This is a genomic window from Pseudomonadota bacterium (assembly GCA_022361155.1).
GTDB lineage: Bacteria > Myxococcota_A > Polyangia > Polyangiales > JAKSBK01 > JAKSBK01.
On sequence record JAKSBK010000227.1, the window covers coordinates 1 to 19,092 of the forward strand.

The 19,092-nt window shown below is 66.0% G+C and carries 13 protein-coding genes; 6 read left to right on the forward strand and 7 right to left on the reverse strand.

The genetic code is table 11. The features are described 5' to 3' along the window. Nucleotides 1-169: 169 nt before the first annotated feature. The 6 genes from MJD61_08675 to MJD61_08700 all read right to left on the reverse strand — a co-directional run bounded on the left by MJD61_08675 (nt 170) and on the right by MJD61_08700 (nt 8,036). Complete coding sequence (locus MJD61_08675; protein ID MCG8555345.1) at nt 170-646, reverse strand: hypothetical protein; 477 nt, start codon at nt 644-646, stop codon at nt 170-172. A 750-nt stretch (nt 647-1,396) separates the two neighbouring features. Next, nucleotides 1,397-1,627 carry a hypothetical protein gene (locus MJD61_08680; protein MCG8555346.1) on the reverse strand — a complete coding sequence of 77 codons (231 nt, stop codon included), beginning with the start codon at nt 1,625-1,627 and terminating at the stop codon, nt 1,397-1,399. A 195-nt stretch (nt 1,628-1,822) separates the two neighbouring features. Next, complete coding sequence (locus tag MJD61_08685) at nt 1,823-2,647, reverse strand: inositol monophosphatase (GenBank protein MCG8555347.1); 825 nt, start codon at nt 2,645-2,647, stop codon at nt 1,823-1,825. Then, complete coding sequence (locus MJD61_08690; protein ID MCG8555348.1) at nt 2,644-4,404, reverse strand: hypothetical protein; 1,761 nt, start codon at nt 4,402-4,404, stop codon at nt 2,644-2,646. The genes MJD61_08685 and MJD61_08690 overlap by 4 nt, the downstream gene beginning before the upstream one ends. Then, nucleotides 4,405-5,760: a hypothetical protein gene (locus tag MJD61_08695; protein MCG8555349.1), complete on the reverse strand. Its 1,356-nt coding sequence runs from the start codon at nt 5,758-5,760 to the stop codon at nt 4,405-4,407. 311 nt (nt 5,761-6,071) lie between these two features. Beyond that, nucleotides 6,072-8,036, reverse strand: coding sequence for a glycoside hydrolase family 15 protein (locus MJD61_08700; GenBank protein MCG8555350.1), 1,965 nt, complete (start codon nt 8,034-8,036; stop codon nt 6,072-6,074). A gap of 223 nt (nt 8,037-8,259) precedes the next feature. Here MJD61_08700 and MJD61_08705 point away from each other — a divergent pair, with 223 nt between their 5' ends. The 4 genes from MJD61_08705 (at nt 8,260) to larE (ending at nt 11,312) form a co-directional block, all read left to right on the forward strand. After that, nucleotides 8,260-8,925, forward strand: coding sequence for a DedA family protein (locus MJD61_08705; GenBank protein MCG8555351.1), 666 nt, complete (start codon nt 8,260-8,262; stop codon nt 8,923-8,925). 347 nt (nt 8,926-9,272) lie between these two features. Next, the gene (locus tag MJD61_08710) at nt 9,273-9,560 is read left to right on the forward strand and encodes a MoaD/ThiS family protein (GenBank protein MCG8555352.1); all 288 of its coding nucleotides are present in this window, start codon (nt 9,273-9,275) and stop codon (nt 9,558-9,560) included. A 111-nt stretch (nt 9,561-9,671) separates the two neighbouring features. Further along, nucleotides 9,672-10,181, forward strand: a complete 510-nt coding sequence (locus MJD61_08715; protein ID MCG8555353.1) for a Mov34/MPN/PAD-1 family protein — start codon at nt 9,672-9,674, stop codon at nt 10,179-10,181. 327 nt (nt 10,182-10,508) lie between these two features. Next, complete coding sequence (larE, locus tag MJD61_08720; protein ID MCG8555354.1) at nt 10,509-11,312, forward strand: ATP-dependent sacrificial sulfur transferase LarE; 804 nt, start codon at nt 10,509-10,511, stop codon at nt 11,310-11,312. 351 nt (nt 11,313-11,663) lie between these two features. Here the strand turns inward: larE and MJD61_08725 are convergent, their stop codons facing one another. Continuing rightward, the gene (locus MJD61_08725; GenBank protein MCG8555355.1) at nt 11,664-16,646 is read right to left on the reverse strand and encodes a tetratricopeptide repeat protein; all 4,983 of its coding nucleotides are present in this window, start codon (nt 16,644-16,646) and stop codon (nt 11,664-11,666) included. 322 nt (nt 16,647-16,968) lie between these two features. Here MJD61_08725 and MJD61_08730 point away from each other — a divergent pair, with 322 nt between their 5' ends. Next, entirely contained in the window at nt 16,969-18,150 is a 1,182-nt protein-coding gene (locus MJD61_08730; protein MCG8555356.1) for a glycosyltransferase family 4 protein, read from the forward strand. 54 nt (nt 18,151-18,204) lie between these two features. Continuing rightward, entirely contained in the window at nt 18,205-18,993 is a 789-nt protein-coding gene (locus tag MJD61_08735; GenBank protein ID MCG8555357.1) for a TIGR00266 family protein, read from the forward strand. Nucleotides 18,994-19,092 lie beyond the last annotated feature (99 nt).

A 19,092-nucleotide genomic window follows, 5' to 3' on the forward strand; every position in this document is an offset into this window, starting at 1 on the left:
CCTGTATCCGTGACTACGTACATAAGTCGGCGAGCAATTGGCGACGCTCGGGTCATCGAATCGACGCAGGAATAGCATCGCTATTTCCAGGAGATAGCCAAACGGCGATCGATGGCGTGAGCGGTGTCAAGGGCCGGCGAATTATGTGCGGGATTTCGGATACAGGACACTAGTACACGGCGCATTTCCAGGCTTTGGGAGGACAGTTGGTGCAATCGCCGTCCATACAGAAACCGCCACATTTGGCAACGATCTTGAGCTTCTTGGTCACATAGTAGTAGGGACCGTCGGAGGCGGCGTCGCAGTCCACGCCCACCAGCTTTCCGCACAGGCGCTCCACCCGGCACTCCTTGCCGAAGCGCTTGACGACGGCCCGCTTCAGCCGCGGGCTGGCCTTGTCTCCAGGCACGTGGGGCTTGACGGTGGGCTTCTTGGTACCGGCTGCGGATTGCACTTCGCCTGGGTCGCACTCGTCCTCGATGCCCGCATACGGCTTGGACTGGGAGCCGCCCTGCGTCTTGTCATCCGACGCCTCGCCGTCCGACGGCCGTGGCTTTCCGAGCACGGGAGGAGCTGCCCCGCGGGCAGGGACGGATGGCGCCGCTGCCTGGGCCTGCGCGGGCGTGACCTGGGTTGGCGTAGCCACGGCTGTGCTGGTCGGTGCTGGCGCGGGAGCGGGTGCAGGCGCCGCCGCCGGGACCTGCGTAGGGGCTGCCGCGTGCGCCGGGACGGAACCCAGTTCCCCCGCTGACTCCGAACCCGGCGGGATGTCTTCGGGCTGCGAGCCCTTGCCTCGTGCGCCTGAGCAAGCGGCGACCAGGGACATTAGCAGCGTCAAGGCTGTCCGACGGGTACATCCTGCGCGTTCAACGCAACTGGCGCGCGACAAAGCAACGGGAGCTGACCGGTGTACCAGCCGGTTTGTGTGAACGAACTGCATGCCACGGTCTGCTTTATGCATCTCTGATCCTCCTTGCCAGCCCGGCGGCTCAACGATAGCTGGGTGCATCTCACAGCGCGGCTCGGGTGGGCCGTATTCCCTGCATACCGGTGGGACGCCAGCAGGGACAAAATGCTTCAATCTCCCCGCGACCCGGCCCAAGCTACCATGGCGGAGTGGTTCTGCGCAGCGAGAGTCGCGGTAGGGACGGGCCTTAGCTCTGAGGGTTCGGCCCGCCCCCCGCACAGATCCCAGCGAGCGGCACTACCGCACTGGGCTCCTACCTCGGGTGATGACGCCAAGTCGCTTTGCTCGACTCCGACGATTCGGGGATGCGTCTCAAGTCGCTCGACCAGAGCCTCAAGCTCCTCGTCGAAGGCGTGAGGCGCCTTGTCCCGATTCGCGATCCACCACTTGCGAGCGCGTGCAATCTCGCGCGCAGCCCGGCGGGAGAGCTCAACGACCGGAATCCGCTTCGACCCCGCTTCGCAGCTCGGCGAGGAATTCGCGAGCGTTGACCGTCTCACCTTTGGTGCACTCGGCTTCGCGCTCAAGCAGCTCGTGTTCTTCCGCTTCCGTGAGATCAAACACGTCCTGTCTGATCTCCTCGAGCGCCTGCTTCGCGAGCTCCAACTTCATGTCGTCCAACTCATCGACGAGCGTGTGAACGAAGTCCCGAGTCTTCACGTCGATGAGTGTAGCTTAGTGTGAGGGGCGGACTGCGCGACCTGGTAGCGGGCCTGGATCTTTAGGAAGTGATGGCCATGCGGGTCTCGGCGTGACGCACACTTTGCGACGGGGATCTAATCGGCATCGGTGAGTAGATCGTGCTTCATCCGCATCAGTTTCGCCAGTGTCCTGGACCCTGGATTACGCTAGCCTCTACAGGGCAGGCAGCGAGCTCGCTCGCCGGATTACTGCAAGTGCCTGCTCGTGGAGCTGGCTGTTGCTAGCTACCAGCTTTCCCTTCCGCGGGTCGGCCGGTGCGCCGTCGTAATCGCTCAGGCGGCCGCCGGCTTCCAGTACGGCGACCGCGGCCGCGCTCATGTCCCAGGCCTGGAGTTTTTGCTCCCAGTACAGATCGTAGGTTCCGTCAGCCACCAGGCACAGATCGATCGCCGCGGAGCCGCAACGCCGGACATCCCTGACCTGTCGTTTGAAGGCGACGAACTCGCGGTAGTTGTTGTCCCGGCTGGTGCGGCTGTCGTAGGGAAAGCCCGTGGCGCACAGTGCGTCTCCCAGATCGCTCGTGGCGGACACGCGACAGGTCTCGCTGTTACGAAAGGCGCCCTGTCCAGCCGCTGCGGTCCAGCACGTGCCGAGGACGGGGGCGTGAACCACGCCCACCACGGGTACGTCCTCGAAGTAGAGTCCGAGCGACACCGCGAAAAATGGGTGGCCATGGGCGAAGTTCGTGGTGCCGTCTATCGGATCCACATACCAGGTGAATGGCCGTTCGCTTTGCCGATGGGCCTCCTCGGCGATGATCGCGTGATCCGGAAAGACCCTCGCCAGCCGCTCGCAAATGAGCTCCTCGCTGCGCAGGTCGTAGTCGGTGACCAGGTCGATAGCCCCCTTTTTGCGAACCTGGCGCGAGGTTAGGCTGCCGGCGCGATAGCCGCGCGCAAGCAGCTCCCCTGCTTCCTTTGCCAGATCGCTTGCGACGACCACGATATCTCTCAGCGTATCTGGATCGGGGTTCGTCATCGGTGAGCAGACCCGAAAGCCGGCGGGCGCTCGAACACCAGTAGATGCGCGCGCCGGACGCCTGACAGCGATCGAAGCTCCAGCGTCGCGTCAGGCAAAGCCGTATCGGTGCACATGCGCAGCCGAGGTGCGTAGCCCGCTTGGCGGGTCATGGGCTTGCCGTTGGCGACCAAGCGTAGCTCGATCTCGCCTGCTTCGCCGGCGACCACCGCATGCGCTCGCAGGCAGCGGTCGGCCTCCAAGGGCAGGGGCAGGCTCGGAGCCGAGCCATCCTGGCTCAGAGTCACCTCGTGCCCGGACGCTGCAAGATCCTGTCGCGGCCGGAAGCCAGCGGCTCGGGCCTGTTCCCGCGCTTCCAAGAGGTGACCCAGGCTTTTTTCGGTTGCGCCGGCGGGCAGATCGCGGGGCGTGGATCTAGACCAGACCTCGATGGCAAAGCGACCGTAGCCGGAACGCGCGACGACAATCGCTTGGGCTCTTCGCCGCTTGCTCGAGCAGAGCCGGACTGCGGCGCTCGCGTTCTTTCCGTCCTTGAACCCCAGCTGACGGCCGTCTTCGTCCAGGACCGTGAGGCTTAGACGACCGAGTCCGCGGCCACCGGTCACTGCAACCACCGAGCACGCGCCGCCAGGGAGCACGAGCGCGCGCTGTGTGGCCTCGCCCCACGACAGCGACCCGAGTGTGCGCCGGCCAGAGCGACGGTAGTCTTGTCGATTGGCCGAGGCAAAGCGAGCCAGCGCCTTGCCCAGGGGACGCTTGGACAAACGTGTGCCGGCGCGCGAGCCAAGCCAGAGCGCGTTGTTGCCGCCGATCGTGGCGTGCGAGCCACGGTAGAAGGCCACCAGTGCCAGCCCCTGACCCGTTTCAGCGTGCACTTCGGCCGAGAACTGCGCGTCGCGGTCGGAGCAGAACTGCACGGCGGCGTCCGGCCAGGGGGCGAGGTCGTGTGCGAGCTCCCGGCCCTCCTCGTCGTAGATCCTGAGATCGAGGTTGGCCAATCCCGGTCCCGCAAAGCCCACCACCGCGTAGCACGTGGCCGGGTCGACGTCGAGCGCCATGCGCACGCGCTGCCTCGCTGCCAGCGGGACGCGAAGCGGTCCCTGCCAGGCCGCGAAACCGCGGCGCTCGAGGCCCTCCCACAGGGTCCGTAGACGGTTGAGCTCACCGGAGTCGGGCTGCGCCGAAACGGAGCCCCGTGCCGCCGCCGGGCCGGCTCCGCCGCCCATTACGGCCTGCGCGGACCCGAGCCGACTGCGATCACCGTAGAATCCCGCCACCATGAAGGAGCCGGCGCCGTGGTAAAGCCGCAGGCTGTAGTAGAAACGCTGGGACACCGGACCGACACAGACCTGGAGCGTGGGATGCGCGTCGGGCTGTGCGTCCTGGGCTACCGGGCTGCCATCCGGTGCGTAGAGCGTTGCGTCGAGGTCGCGGACGGCGTCGGACGCTAGTGCGACCAGGGTCAAGCACTGACGCGGCCCCACATCGACCGGTAGCGTCCGATGGCTTCCTGCCGGCATGAACCCGCGGATGCCGAAACCCGAATAGCGCAGGCCGGCCCTGTACATGCCGAGGGCAACGTCGCGCATCCGTGCCGCGAGCGTGTCCGTCGTCTGGTCCCAGATGGCCGGCTCGCTCTGTGCAGCCTGGAGCGAGGGCTCGGCACCGCTGCCGGGCGCTCGCCGTGCGGGCTGGGCGAGTTGGCCAGCGCAGCCGGCCAGAACGAGGGCCGCACTGCCCACGATTCGACCACGCATTCAGGGGCTCCCACTGCGCTGGGATTGCCCCAACACCACCAGGTAGCGGCTTGCATCACGATTGCCATGAATGCTGGCCACGGTGCGGTAGGTGCCGGAGCGCTTCGCGCAGTGGAAGATGAGCGGTTGCGAGCCTCTGCCCACGTCCCAGGCGAGCAGCACACCGGAGCCGTCCACCAGTGCCAAGTCCAAATCGCCTCGCTGTATCTCGTCTGCGGGCACGCCTCCAAGCGCGTAGCAGCGTCCGGCCTCGAGCTGCACCGGCAAGGTCAACGCGTTGCCGGCCGGCACCAGACCCCAGCCGAGGGGTCGAGCGACCATCCCCCGCCGCTCGATGCGCGACACCAGCTCTGCGTACAGAATGCGCGCGAGGCCCTGGACACCCGAGGGTCGAGCTTCGCCGTTTGGCTCGGCGAGCACGAACGAGCGCAGGGCGTAGTTGCCCGAACCCTGGTACATGCGCACGTCCAGCAAATACTGGCCGCTGCGTTGCGGGCAGATCTTGACCACGGCATCTCGGCCCCGCGACACGTCCGAAGCCAGCAGGGTAGCGTCGCGCGAAGGCGCAAACAGCCGCAAGTCCAGATCCACCACCTTGCTGTCCCCGACCGCAGCGATGGAGTAGCAGCGTCCGCCTACGAGGTAGCGCGCTCTGCCTTCGCGTCGCCGTTCTTTCAGATGCCCGAACTGAGTTTCGCCGAGCTGCTTGTAGCCCAGCTCCTCGAGGCGAGCCTCTACCAGCGACAGCGCGCGCCAGATAGGCGGGCCCTTGGGCTCGGGACCAACGTCCGGCAACGTTGCCGCGGCGAGGCCATCCAACGGGGCACACTCTTGCAGCCAAGCTCTCAGCTGGGGCAGCTCTTGCGGAGCTTGCTGCAACGCAAGCACTTGAAACTCACCTCGTCCGTCGGTCGCCGTCAGCGTGACGTGCAGCTGTCCGCCACGTATCCCGCACACGCGCGCGTACGGGCGCGCTCCGGCGACCCGGACGCGCTGCTGCCCGCTTTCGTCGTGCACCTGCAGCTGCAGCGCTCGCAGCCGCTGATGTCCCAGGGCCAATAGACCTATGCAACCGGCTCCATCGTCATCGTCCGAGGGAGAAGCGACCCCCGAACGGCGATTCGCCGATCCCGATTCGCGATGGTCGCGGGCGGCGCTTCCGAGCCCGAGGCCGAAGCTGCGTGCTTCGGATTCCAGAATGAAGCCCTGGCGCACGATGCTGCCGGTCCCTAGACCCGCCGACTGGATTTGCTGCGCCACTTTGGCTGCGCAGGGCGAGAGCCGTTGCACTCCCTCGTGAACAAACGCGTTTGCTTCGGCTGCAGAGGGGAGGGTCAGCGCGCAAAGCAGAAACACGCCGGCGAGCGAGCCTGGCTCGGTCCTGCGGATGGCGGATCCATTCCGCTTGCGGCAGGCACATGACGGAAGGCAACGCAACACTATCAAAGCATAGCCGCAATCAGGGCGCGGCGCTTCGATCGGGCGATGCGGACGGCACAAACGTAATGTGAGGCAATGTATTCTGGCTTGGGACCCGCCACACAATAACCTGTGCGGATCGGAGAGAACCGGGCGTCGCTGGCAAGGCGCGAAGACGAGGAATAGTGCGGGTATTTCGAGGAGGAGCAACACGGCCAGCGGCGTTTGAAGCCTGCGAGGTAGGCAGGTTATTTCGTGGCGGGTCCTAGCTCCGCCTTGCGAAAACGTTGCCCTGCCGCGTCGGGCGCGCTTCCCTCCGGTTCCCGCGTCCGCACGGACGCATCCGGCGTCTCGTCACGTGCACGCAGCTCCCAGTCGATTTGCAGCGCGCTGTTGATTAGACCCAAGTGACTGAAGGCCTGCGGGAAGTTGCCTAGCAGGGCACCCGATCTCGGGTCTATCTCCTCGGCAAGCAAGCCCAGGTGGTTGGTGGCGTTTGCGTGCGCCGTGAAGACTTCCTGTGCTTCGTCCAGCCGCCCGCCCATGGCCAGCGCTTCGGCCAGCCAAAAACCACACAGCACGAACGCGCCTTCGTCGCCGCCCACGCCGTCGTTTCCTGAATAGCGGTACACGAAATGGCCGGAGCCGAGGCTCTTGCGCACGCGATCGATCGTGCCCAGGACCCGTGGATCGTGCGGCGTGAGAAAGCCCCGCATGGGTAGCACCAGCAGCGAGGCGTCCACGTCCGTGCTGCCGTAGGCGCCGGTGAAGTACGAGCCATCCGGGCTGAGGCCGTTGGCCATGATGTCGCCGTGGATTCGGGCTGCGATCGCGGCCCACTTTCGCTCGGCTTGGAAGTCGCCGAAACGCGCCGCCAGATGCATGCCGCAATCCACGGCCGTCCAGCTCATGAGCCTCGAGTGAACGTTGTGCTGGGGCTTCATGCGCGGCTCCCAGATACCGTGATCCGGTTGCTGCCAGCCGTCACAGACGTCGTTCACCACGTTGCGCAGGTGGCGCCACGCGCGCAGCGTGATCGATCCGCCGGATTCCTCGTACAGCGACGCCGCCATGAGCAGAGCGCCGGCGGTGTCGAGCTGGACCTGGTCGCGGGCGTTGTTTCCCACACGCACCGGGCCGGATCCAGCGTAGCCTCGCAGGTGCGACAGTTGTTGCTCCTCGGGCACCGGTGCCCCGTCGACCGCGTACATCACCTGCAGCTTCGGCGTGTGATCCAGCGCATCGCGTACGAAGTGGAAGAACTCCTTGGCTTCGTATCGTGCACCGACCCGATTGGCCGCCCGGATGGAAAACGCCGTGTCGCGCGTCCAGGCGAAGCGGTAGTCCCAGTTGCGCGTGCCCCCCGGCCATTCGGGCAGCGAGGTGGTTGGCGCCGCCACCATCGCTCCGGTGGGAGCGAAGGTGAGCAGCTTGAGCACCAGGGCCGAGCGCAGCACGTGGTGGCGCCACGGGCCGTCGTAGACAAGGCTCCTCACCCATTCACGCCAGTGATGGCGCGTGGCACGCAGCATCTCGAACGGCCGGTAGGCCGCGAGCGGCTCGACTCCCGGTGCGTCCCACGAGATCACCATCCAGCGTCGCTGCCCCGCCCGGATTTGGAAATCGAGCTTCAGGCCGCCGTGCTCGCGCCGCTCCCAGTGCGTGTGATTGCCGAACACCGCGGCCATCCGGCAGCAGCCAGCGCCGTCGACGGCATGTGCTCCATGCTCGCAGATATTGAAGTCCGGCGCAGCCAAGCCGTAGTGAAAACGCGGGTCGAAAACCGCTCGCAAATCGACCGCTCCGTCCCGGCACTCGATGCGGCGGTGGATCTCGTGAATCGAAGCCCGGGGGTCGTCGCTCCAGGGCATGAAGTCCGTCAGCCGCACCGTTCCCTGTCCAGGGACGCGGAACAGCGTCTCCAGCACGTTGGTGTCGGGTTCGTAGGCCTGCAGGCTCTGGAAGGGTCTGCGAGGCGTGATCGAAGTGAAGCCGCCGCGCTCGCGGTCAAGCAGGGCGGCGAACACGCTCGGGCTGTCGAAGCGCGGAAAGCACAGCCAATCGATGGCCCCGTCGGCACGCACCAGCGCGGCCGTATGGCAGTCACCAATGATACCTCGGTCGCCGATTTCTAGCTCGGGAAGCGGCCCCTCGTGGAAGCCGGGAAAATCAAAGGGCGTGGAGAAACGTTTGGAGGCGCTGTACAGATCCATGGCGGTTTCCTGATTGACCCTCGCGGAACGGGCTGCTAGGACCCGCGCTCCGAAGGCCGATGTGGGTTTCGGGCGTGGGTACGGCGGCGCGCATGCTCCGCGATCGAAACTGCGAATCGATGTCACATGTGCCCCGAGGGCTTCGGACCCGGTCCGCCAGCCCTGAGCATTCGCCGGCGAGGTTCGGGCCGGCGCGCGTTCGCCGAGTGCGGGGCCGCAGGCTGTGACGCGGGCACAGCGGCTGCCCTGGTATCGAGCGCCAGCCAGCTGGCTGCGCGGATTGTACGACTGGACGCTGAGCTGGGCTGCTACCCGCTATGCCACCCATGCGCTCTTCGTGCTGGCGTTCATGGAAGCGAGCTTCTTCCCGATCCCTCCCGACGTGCTGTTGATCGCCCTTGCGCTGGGAGCGCCCAGACGTGCGTTTTCCTACGCCGCGGTCTGCACCGCGGGTTCCACAGCTGGAGGCGTATTGGGCTGGTACATTGGTCATACGCTCTGGCAGGGCTTGGGCGTGTACCCGGAGTGCCCGAGTTTTAACGGGGGCGGAATACTGTTTCGATACGTTCCCGGTTTCACCTGCGGTGGCTTTGGCGTGGTCCAAGCACGCTACGCGGAAGATGCCTGGTTGTATCTCTTCATTTCAGCTTTTACGCCAATACCGTACAAGATCTTTACCGTCGCCTCGGGGGTATTCTCGGTGGGGCTCGATGTCTTGGTACCCGCCAGCGTGCTGGGTCGCGGAGCCAGGTTCTTCCTGGTTGGCCTGCTGATTTACCGCTTCGGGCCTCCGGTGCGACGTTTCATCGAGACTCGTTTCGAGGCCCTGGTCATCGTCTTTGGGGCGCTGCTGGTGGCCGGATTCGTTGCTGTCAAGTACCTGTTTTGATCCTGCTGCCGGGAGGGCGGCCGTTCGCCAGGGTGCTCGCCTCGCCGGCGGCTTCCCAGGCGGCTTTCTGGGCGTTCGTCCTCGTCCTGGCCCTGCGCCGCAGCGGTTTTCAACCGCAGCCACACGGTACTGCTCGGGCGATTTGCCGTCTTGAACGGGGAACTTGCATCAAACAGGAAAAAAATGAAATTTATGAATCTGGTGATAGTCCGGAATCGTAGCCCTTTTCGGTCCATCGTGCTCGGATGTGCTATCTGCGTCCAAGCGGTATCCATGCGAGGGTACAAACCCGCCGGAGCCCGGCCATGGTTGGCCGCGGGACCACCGCGGCCTCGAGGAGCGAGATGATGCCAGTCGTTATTCGGATCCCTACGCCTTTGAGGAGCCTCACGCGTGGTCAGGATGAGGTCCACGCGAGCGGTCAGGACGTACGTCAGGTGATCGATGACCTCGATCGTCAGTTCCCGGGACTGCGCGACCAGCTGTGCGACAGCAACGGAGTGCGCAGGTTCGTCAACGTGTACGCCAACGAGGAAGACATCCGCTTTCTGAACAACTTGGATACGCCGCTCAAGGAGGGTGACTACCTGAGCATCGTTCCAGCGATAGCCGGTGGTCGTCCCTGGCGCGCATAACGAGGCTGCCATGTCCGCCGAGCACGGCTGTCAACGGTCCCGCGATCCAGCGACCCGCTACGTTTGCCGAGCTGGCGCTCGACGCTGGTCGCCCGCAGCTCAATGGGTCCAATGAGCACCGAGGTCGAGCGACCCTGGGTACGCGCCGACTTGGTGGTGCTCACCAGTGTGCTCGAACAGGTGCGAGCGCACGCCAGGGAAGGCTATCCAAGCGAGGCCTGCGGTTTTCTGACGGGTCCGGTGGGCGAGCCTTTCCTTTTGGACGGCATGACGCGCGAGGTCAACGAGGCCGACAAGTACCACAAGCTCGACCCCGAGCGCTTTCCGCGTACCTCCAGAACCTACTTCAAGATCAACGAGCTGCGTGCCGGCAGAGCCTTCGATCAAGGCGAGCGGTCGGGTCGGCCGATCAAGGTGATCTACCATTCGCACTGCGACGCTGGCGCCCACTTCTCGCGCGAAGACGCCGCGACCTTCTCATCACGAGGCGTGCTGATGTGGCCCTGCGCGTTTGTCGTGCTTAGCGTCGTGCAGGGCCAAATCAGCGATCTCAAGCTGTGGGTGCACCAGTCGGGAAGCGACGAATTCCGCGAGGCCAGTCTGACGGTGCGCGAGGGCTGAGCCGGGCTGGGCCACGGCGTCGAGTCAAACCTCTGGCTACGCGAACCGCAGCGAAGTTCCGGGTCCAGGTGAGTAGCCGGCGGCGTGACGAGGGTGGACGGCGGTGTTAGGGTCCGTCCAAGAATAGCCGGTCGAGACCGGTCGCGCAGGGTGGATGCGACCGTCGGCGCGCCCGGAGGAGAAACCGCAAGAATAGCAGCGCTATTTCGAGGATTCTTGCGAGGACGAAAGCCGCGAGCGCGCCGCCCTGCACGGCCGCAGCCGATTTGGTTATTCTTGGACGGACCCTTAGGAGAAGCCTGGTTGCGGGCCCAAGGCGGTAGCGGCATGGATGGAAAACTGGGTGAGCTCGTTGCTGTGCTGGAGAACATGGAGTCGGCCGTGGTCGCCTACAGCGGCGGGCTCGACAGTGCATTCTTGCTGAAGCTGGCGACAGACACGCTGGGTGAGCGCGCCCTCGGACTAACCGCGGTTAGTCCTTCGCTGCCTGCGCGGGAACGCCTGGACGCGCAGCGCATCGCTTCACACCTTGGGGCACGGCACGAAATGGTGGAGTCGCGCGAGTTGAACGATCCCAACTACGCCAACAATCCCCAGAATCGTTGCTACTACTGCAAGCGCGAGCTTTATTCGATCACGGACGCAAGACGCGTCGAGCTTGGCTTTGTCTGGGTCATCAACGGCACCAACGTTGACGACCTCGGCGACTACCGGCCCGGCTTGCAGGCGGCCAGCGAGGCCGGCGTCCGCAGCCCCTTTGTGGAAGTGGGCCTAAGCAAGCGTGAGATCCGCGAGCTTGCACGCGACGCGGCGCTGGACTTCTGGGATAAGCCGGCCGCAGCCTGCCTGAGCTCGCGCGTTCCCTATGGGACCCGCGTGACGCCCGAGCGCCTGAGTCGAATCGAGCGCCTGGAGGAGGCATTGAAGGCCCTGGGGTTCATCCAGGTCAGGGTGAGGCTCCACGACGATCTGGCTCGTATCGAGCTAGACGCAGCCGATCTCCGTCGCGCGCTCGAGGAGCGTTCGCAAATCCTCGACGCGGGCAGCCGAACCGGCTTCCGCTACATCACGCTTGACCTGGCCGGCTATCGCACCGGGTCCTTCAACGAGCGTCTGCCCGTGTTCAAGTGACCGGCAACCGCTGCTCGAGCTTCAAGCAGTCACCATCGTCGCGGTCCTGCATCAGTGATTACACGCTCTACTCATGTCCGCGACCCTCGGCGGGGCGGCACGCTAGAGACTCGAGCGGGCGGCCATATGCGAATGGAGCATGGGTGCCGCGTCGGAGTCCATGTCCTGTTTGGAAGCGTGCCACGGGTCGGGTCGCCGGCGGGCGCTAACTCGGGTCGGGTCCGCGGGTCGGGTCGCCGGCGGGCGCCAACTCGGGTCGGGTCCGCGGGTCGGGTCCGCGGCGCCCGCCGGCCTCCGCCGTGGCCCCAACAAGAGCGCCACTTCGGTTGGCCGCCGAGCACCAGCCTGTAGTCAGGCTTGCTCGTAGGCGCGCTGGCGGAAGCTGCGGGCCGCCTCGCTGGCCCACAGGGCCAGCAGGTCTGCAACCGTGTGACTGGTCCGCACGAGTTCCGGGCCCTGCAGCTTACGGTAGGCCGGTTCCGCCGTGCGGTAGGCTTCCACGGCCTGAACCACGTCATCGCTGGCCAATAGAGCTGCGCGGTTGGCACGTGCCCTGCTGGCGCCGAGCCACTGCTTCACGTGGACTTTGGGGCCCTTCACGTACTCGGCAACCACCGGCTCGATCGATTTTCGCCCGCGCCACCCCATGGTTCGGCCCAGGCGTGCAGACAACTCCGTCAGGTCACCGGAATCCTGCCCGTCTGGAGCGTAGTCGCTGTGCACCTGGCATACTGCTGCGGCGAGGACGAGCTTGAGCTGACCTTCCTCCAGCTTCAGCAGCGGGACTGCTCCTTGGGCGATCACGGCCAAGGGTCGCGCCAGCAGGAACGCCTGCTGGGGCTCGGGCAGCCCAACCAATGGCTCGGGGACAAGCACTGCAGGCGTCTCGCCAAGCTCCACGACGATCCCCTGCGTGCCCGCCCTGTGTACGTAGAGCTCGTAGGCCGAGACGCCAAAGATGGCCGCGAGCCGATCGGCTAGCGTGCGCACGGAGTGGCCCGAACGAGCGGGAATCTGGTCGCGGGCCGAGACCCCGAACGCCTCCAGGTCGCGGGGAAACAGCTTGCCGAGTGCCGGCCCCAACAGCTCCAGCAATCGCGGCGCTGCGCCGAGCTCCGGCATCGGCGGGCCAATGTGCTCGAGAACGTCGGTACGCAGCGAGTCGGGTCTGGCCCCAGCGACGCGAGGGGCGCGGGTCAGTGCCTTGGCACGTTCGGAATCGCTCGCATCGCCCAGCACCATCAATCCCGCCAGGGCCGCGGCTTGCTCCGCGCCTGCGCCGAGCTCAACCTGGCAGCGAGCCAGCTCCCGCCACAGGCCGGGATGGTCTGGCCGCGCAGTCAGCGCTCCGCTCAGCTGCCGCACACCCCCTGCGGCGTCACCACCCTTGCGCAGCGCCGAAGCTAGCAGCGCGTGGAGCTCGGGGGTGTCGGGATTCGCCTCGAGTCCGCGCCGCAGCATCCGCAACGCGGAAGCGCGGTTGTCGAGCCGCTCGAACTCCACCCGCGCCATCTCCACAAACGCCAGCGCAGCGTCCTTACCTCCGCGCTCGCGCGCGTACTGCTGAAGTGAGCGCACATAGCCTCGCCACTGCTCAGGGCTCCTGACTAACGGCCTGAGCGCAGACGCCGCTGCGCCCGCCGGACCCTCGAGCTTGACCGCAGTGGTGAGCGCACTGGCGGCCGCGGCGTCGTTGCCCCGCTCTTTTTCCGCCTCGGCCAGCAACCGCAGGGCCTTGCTTTTCTCGCCCGGGTCGGCGCTGTGCCGCACGAGCAAGGCCGCCGCCTGCGCCGCCTGATCCCAGCTGCGGTTCCGGCTGTGAAGGCGCGCAAGGCTCCGCAATGCCGGTCGACTCTCGGGATCCAGGCCCGTTGCCGCTTGCAGGCTCGTTAGCGCGCGCTCGCGGTCGCCCAGGCGCTCCTCGTAGAGCTCGGCGAGCTGCAGATGGGCCTCACGCAGTGCTTCGCGATCGGAGCACAGCTGTACCACCCGCTGCAGCAACTGTGCTGCCTCGTTCCATTGTCCGTCGAGTTGAAACAGCCGAGCCATGGCCATCATCACCTCGACGTTGGCAGGAGCCGACTGCAGTGCACGATTGAACGCTCCGAGCGCCGCCGGAATGTTGCCGTGGCACTCGTTTTCGATCCGAGCGATTTCGCACCAAAGGCGGCCGGCACGGTCGGGGTCGCCGGCGAGCTTGGCCGCACGCGTGAGCAGGCTCACCAGCCTCCCGCTCTGTTCGCTCGCCGACAGAAGCTCCATCAGCTCTAGTGCCGCCTGTTCGTGCTCAGGGCAGCGTTCCAGCGCGGCTTCCAGGTCTTCGAGTGCAGCTTCCGTATCCCGCAAGCCGCTTTTGTTGAGGCGGGCACTGTCGACGAGCAGGTTTGCAGCGTGCTGCGGGTGGTGCGTCGTCTTGGCTTCCAGCCGTTTCGCATTGACCTGCTCCTGCGCGTTGCCGCCGCGCTCGGCCAAGCGTGCCAGGCCACGCATCGCGCCCACGTTGGCGGGGTCGAGGTCCAGGGCCTGCTTGAAGAGCTCGAGCGCCCTGCGATCGCTATCCTCGTCGCCTTCCACCGCTTCTGCCAGGCGTGTCTTGTGCGCCGAGGCGACTATCGGGTCGGGGCTGTGTTCGGCCGCCAGCTCGTCGAGCGCGCGCAGCCCTTCGCGGTCCTGGTTTCGAAGCAGCAGCTCTTCGAGCGCCACCGACGCGCCCTCGTCGTCGGGCAGCAGTGCACATATGGCCTCGAGCACCCGTTTCTGATCGTCGAGCTCGCTCAGGCTGCGCTGGCTATGCAATCTCGCCAGCTCGCGCAGCGCAGAGGCTCGTGCGGCTGGGCAGGTAAGGACCTCCGCGAGGCTGGCGTAGGTACGGGCCAAGGCCTTGTGGTTACCGGTGTGGCGATAAAGCGGCTCCAGGGCCAGCAGGACGTCCACGCTACCCGGCTGCTCCGCGATCGCCGCTTCGAAACACGCGACGGCGCGCTGGGGCTCCTTGAGCTGCTCCCACCAGATCCACCCTTGCCGCATGAGCAGCGCGACCTTGTGTTTGCGGTCCTCGGATTCCGCGGCCTGGCGTTGAAGATCCCTGACCAGCTCCCGCCAAGCATCCGATTTGGCGTGGAGTCGGGTGATGGCCTCCGACGCAAAGGGGTGGGACGGCATGAGACCCAACGTCCGCTGGTAGTAGTCGAGGGCTTGTTCCCGTTGTTCGAGCTGGGTTTCGTACAGCTCGCCAATTCTGTAGGCGGCCAGCGCTCGAGCATCCGGGTCGGATGCCAGGTTGAGCTCCGCTTCGAGCACGGGTACGAGCTCGCGCCAGCGCTGTCGCTGGCGCAGTCGATCGGCGAGCTCGCGCAGCAGCTTTGGCTGCATGGCTTCGAGCCGGCCAGAACTGCTGAGCAGCTCGAACGCCTGTTCGGGATCGCCGATGCGCTGCTCGCACACTTCCACCATCTTGAGGATCAAGGCAGCCTGCTCGTCGCTGTCGGCCAGCAGTGCCGCGCGCTTGCGCTGGGTGTCGACCAGGTCTTCCCAGTACCCTAGGAGCTGGTAGATGCGCTCGATGCGCCTTAGCGCGGCTACATGCTTCGGATCCAGGTCGAGCACCTTCCGCAATCGCTGCAGGGCGCCGGCATGATCTTGCAGGTGCTCGCTCAGCACGCCGGCGGCGCGCTGCATCAGGGCGGCCTTCTGCGCCACCACCGGTGCCGTGGCCGCTTCCTGATCCAGCGCGCGTACGAGCTGCGCGTAGTTGCCCGCACGTTCAGCGTTGCGCTGCAAGCCATGCAGCGCGAGGCGGTCGTCAGGTTCCAACACGAGCAGCCTGCGATAGACATCGGTGGCCGCGGCGGGATCCTCGAGACTGTTTTCCTGCGTCAAGGCCAACTTGAGCAGTAGAACCCTACGCTGCTCATCGGCCCGTGCGTGGGCGAGCGCGCCCTCGTAGGTTGCAGCCAGCTCCTGGTAGCGTCCGGCGCCCGACAGGAGTCGCTCGAGCGCCCGCAGCGAAGCTTCGGCTCGGGGGTCGAGCTCCAGCGCCCGGCGGTGATGCGAAATCGCGCCTTCGATTTCCTGGACACGACACTCCAGGATCTCGGCCAGCTCGGCGTGAATCGCGGCTCGCCGAGCGCTATCAACACAGGCTTGCAGTTCGGTGCCGAGCGTCTGCAGCAGCGCCTTCCATTCCTGTCCGGCGTGGTAGAGCCGCTGCAGCGCGTGCAGCGTTGCGCTGTCGGTGGGTGCGAGCTCGCGCGCCGCCTCGTACCATTGGATCGCCCGCTTCTCGTCACCTAGTTGAACCTCGAACAGCTCGCCGAGCCGGCGCAAGGTGTGGAGTCGCTCGCGCTCGTCTTCTTGCGCATGGCTCTGCCGCTCCAGCACTTCGGCGAGTTTCTCGAAATCGCGGTTAGCGGTGTAGAGGCGCTCCAGCTCCTGAAGCAGCGCCCAGTCCGTGGGCGCCTCCAGCAGCGCCGACTCGAGCACCTCGATAGCCTTGCCTGGGCTCGCGAGCTGTTGAGCGAGCAGCCGCGCCGCGAGGAAGCGGTGCAGGGAGCGTGCTCGGACGTCGCTGGTCTGACTGGCCGCTCGCTGCAGCACGGCGGCGAGATCACGCCAATGTCCGAGATCGTAGTGCAGACGCGTGAGCGCGCTCAGAGCCACCCGTGAACCGGGGTCGACTCGGAGGGCGGTCTCGTACAACTCCACTGCTTGCTGGGCATCGCCGTGCAGCTCGGCAAGCTGGGCCCGGCGCACGATCAGCGCCGCGCGATGGCGTGGGTCGCTGGCGACCGCGTTGGCGGTCTGCTCGTAGGTGAGCGAAAGGTCCCGCCATTGCTCGGGCTCGATCAGGCATTGCTCCAGCGCCTTGAGCACGGCTGGATTGCCCGCGTCGAGATCGCGCGCCGCCAAGTAGGTTCTGGCCGCATCGGCCCGGTTTGCCAGCGCGTCCTCCAGCAGGCGGCCCTTGGCGTAAAGCAGCATCGCCTTGTTGCGGGGGTCGGAGGTGATGCGCACTTCGGCATCGAACAACGGGAGGGCCTTGCGGTACTCCTTGCGGGCGACCAGCAGGCGCCGGGCGGCTCGCAGCGACGGCCGGTGCTCCGGAGCGAGCTTGTGTGCCGTGAGGTAGCTGTCGGCGGCTCGACGCTGCTCCCCGAGGGACTGCTCGCACAGCCTGCCGATCTCGTGATGCAGGCGCGCGGCCCTGGCCGCGTCGGTGGCCAGCTCGAGCTCCGATTGCAGGGCCGCGATTCGCTCGCGGGCTGTGCGCTGGCCCGCTGTGTCCGTTGCCGCCTCCGGTCGAGGCGTCCTTGATCCGGAACCGTGGCCAGCCATGCCTAGTGTCCTGGAACCGAGCTCCTTACACAATCCGCCGGCTTTCGACGCGGATCGCGCCCGCGACCGCCCCTGGGATATCTCCTTGAAATAACTCTGCTATTCCGATGTCGATCCGCTGTCCGCTTCGCCGCCGTTTGCTCACTGAGCCATGCCGATAATCGCTGTCACAGGACACTAGCTCACATTATTGGTTGCCGTCGAGCGCCAATTGAAGGCCCTGGAGCGGGCCGTACGCCGGCATGTTCGCCTCGCTGACGGCTTCCCAGCCGGCTTTCTGGGCGGCTTTCGTCGTATTCTAGGAGCGAGGTGGGGCGGAGCGGTGCCGGTGTCCAGGGTCTTCGTTGATCTGTCCCCGCTGGATACGCCTTCGCGCTTTCGAGGCATTGGCAGCTACGTGGCCAATCTGGGTCGTGCGCTGTCCAGGCTCAGGCCCGAGGAGCGCGCAGGCTTGAGCCTGTATGGGCTGGTTCGGCCTAGCTCCCGGGTGGCGGGTGAAGCGGTCGGCAGCCTCTGTTACACCGGAGACCTGACGCTGCGGCCGGGCCGCTTGCAGTACAGCCGCTACCTGATGAGGCGACGGTTCGCCATGAACGGGCTGACACGCCGCCTGGGCGCGGAGCTACTCCATCTCACCGAGGCACGAGGCACTCCCTTGGGCGAGCGGGTGCCGCTGATCGTGACCTGTCATGATCTGATACCTCTGATCATGCACCGCGAGTACTTGCCCCGTCTTCCCCTCATGCGGTCGGGCCAGCGAGCACTGGACCGCCGGCGCTATCGGCATGCGCAACGGATCATAGCGATCAGCGAGACCACCAAGCGCGACCTGGTCCGGGAGCTGGGCATGGACGCGGATCGCATCGATGTGGTGTACCATGGCGTAGACCACGAGCGTTTCGACCCGCACGAGCGCGAAGGTGAGCGTGATCGCCTACGACGCAAGCTCGGCATCGAGCGTCCGTACGTGCTGTACGTGGGTGGGGCGGACAGGCGCAAGGACCTCAAACGACTGGTGCGCGCCTATGGGCTCACGCGGCGCGCACACGACGTCGATTTGGTGCTGGCCGGCTCGCTGCCCCCGTGGAAGCGTCGAGCGCTCGTCGCCGAAGCCCGCGGATCGGGATTGCTGCACCGGGTGCGGTTTCTGGGCTACGTGCCCGCCAACCTGATCGCCGCGTTGTATCGGCATTGTTCGTTGCACGTTTTTCCCTCGCGCTACGAGGGCTTTGGCCTTCCGGTGCTCGAAGCGATGGCTTGTGGAGCGCCCACCATCACTACCGGCGCCACTGCCCTAGGCGAAGTGGCCGCAGACGCGGCGCGCACGTTTGCTCCAGGAAGCACCGAAGAGCTGTGCGAGGCGATGCTCGCTCTGCTTGATGATGGCTCGTTGCGCGTGCATTATCGCAGCGTCGGTATTGCGCGCGCCGCGCAGTTCAGCTGGCGGCGTTGCGCGCTCGCAACGATCGAGAGCTACCAGCGAGCGCTGGCGTCTCGGTCGTGAACTTCTTTCGAACCCTGGTAGGGTTGCCGGCTCGTACGAACAAGGAGGAACGCCATGCGATGCCATGAGGTCGACTACGAAGTCATCGGTGATGACTTGCAGCTCGTCGAGGTCGAGCTCGACCCGGGGGAAACCGTAATCGCAGAAGCCGGCGCCATGAATTACATGGAAGACGGCATCGATTTCGAGGCCAAGATGGGCGACGGTGCGGAACCGGAGCGCGGCTTCTTCGGCAAGCTGCTCGACGCCGGCAAACGAGTATTCACCGGTGAGTCAATCTTCATGACTCACTTCACCAACCGGGGACAGGGCAAGCGGCGGGTCGCGTTTGCGGCACCCTATCCCGGAAAGATCGTGCCCGTGAACATGGCGGAGCTCGGGGGCACGCTGCTATGCCAAAAAGACGCCTTCCTGTGCGCCGCCCTGGGCACGAAGGTGTCGATCGCGTTCAATCGGCGCATCGGTAGCGGTCTCTTTGGCGGCGAAGGTTTCATCTTGCAGCGGCTCGAGGGCGACGGCATGGCTTTCGTCCACGCCGGCGGGACGATAGTACGCAAGGATCTGCGGGGAGGTCGGCTGCGGTTGGACACGGGCTGCCTCGTGGCCTTCACCGAGGGCATCGACTACAGCATCGAGCAGGCGGGCAACCTCAAGTCCATGGTGTTCGGGGGTGAGGGGCTGTTTCTGGCAACCCTTCAGGGCACGGGGACCGTCTGGCTGCAGAGTCTGCCGTTCTCGAGGTTGGCGGATCGTATCCTCATGAATGCTCCCGCAGCAGGGGGCGCGCGCACGGGCGAAGGCTCGCTGCTCGGTGGCCTCGGTGACCTGGTCGACGGTGACTAGTACCACGAATCACAAGTTCGGTCCGGGTTCCGGAACCGGCCCCAGGGTTGGCGAGGACCGGCTCCGGAACCCGGACCGGCCACCGGTGTATCCGCGGAC

Excerpts from the sequence above, each read along its gene's own strand:
- MJD61_08685 (MCG8555347.1), bottom strand. The coding sequence starts at position 2,647 with ATGACGAACCCCGATCCAGATACGCTGAGAGATATCGTGGTCGTCGCA.
- MJD61_08690 (MCG8555348.1), bottom strand. The coding sequence starts at position 4,404 with ATGCGTGGTCGAATCGTGGGCAGTGCGGCCCTCGTTCTGGCCGGCTGC.
- MJD61_08700 (MCG8555350.1), bottom strand. The coding sequence starts at position 8,036 with ATGGATCTGTACAGCGCCTCCAAACGTTTCTCCACGCCCTTTGATTTT.
- MJD61_08710 (MCG8555352.1), top strand. The coding sequence starts at position 9,273 with ATGCCAGTCGTTATTCGGATCCCTACGCCTTTGAGGAGCCTCACGCGT.
- MJD61_08715 (MCG8555353.1), top strand. The coding sequence starts at position 9,672 with ATGAGCACCGAGGTCGAGCGACCCTGGGTACGCGCCGACTTGGTGGTG.
- larE (MCG8555354.1), top strand. The coding sequence starts at position 10,509 with ATGGATGGAAAACTGGGTGAGCTCGTTGCTGTGCTGGAGAACATGGAG.
- MJD61_08725 (MCG8555355.1), bottom strand. The coding sequence starts at position 16,646 with ATGGCTGGCCACGGTTCCGGATCAAGGACGCCTCGACCGGAGGCGGCA.
- MJD61_08735 (MCG8555357.1), top strand. The coding sequence starts at position 18,205 with ATGCGATGCCATGAGGTCGACTACGAAGTCATCGGTGATGACTTGCAG.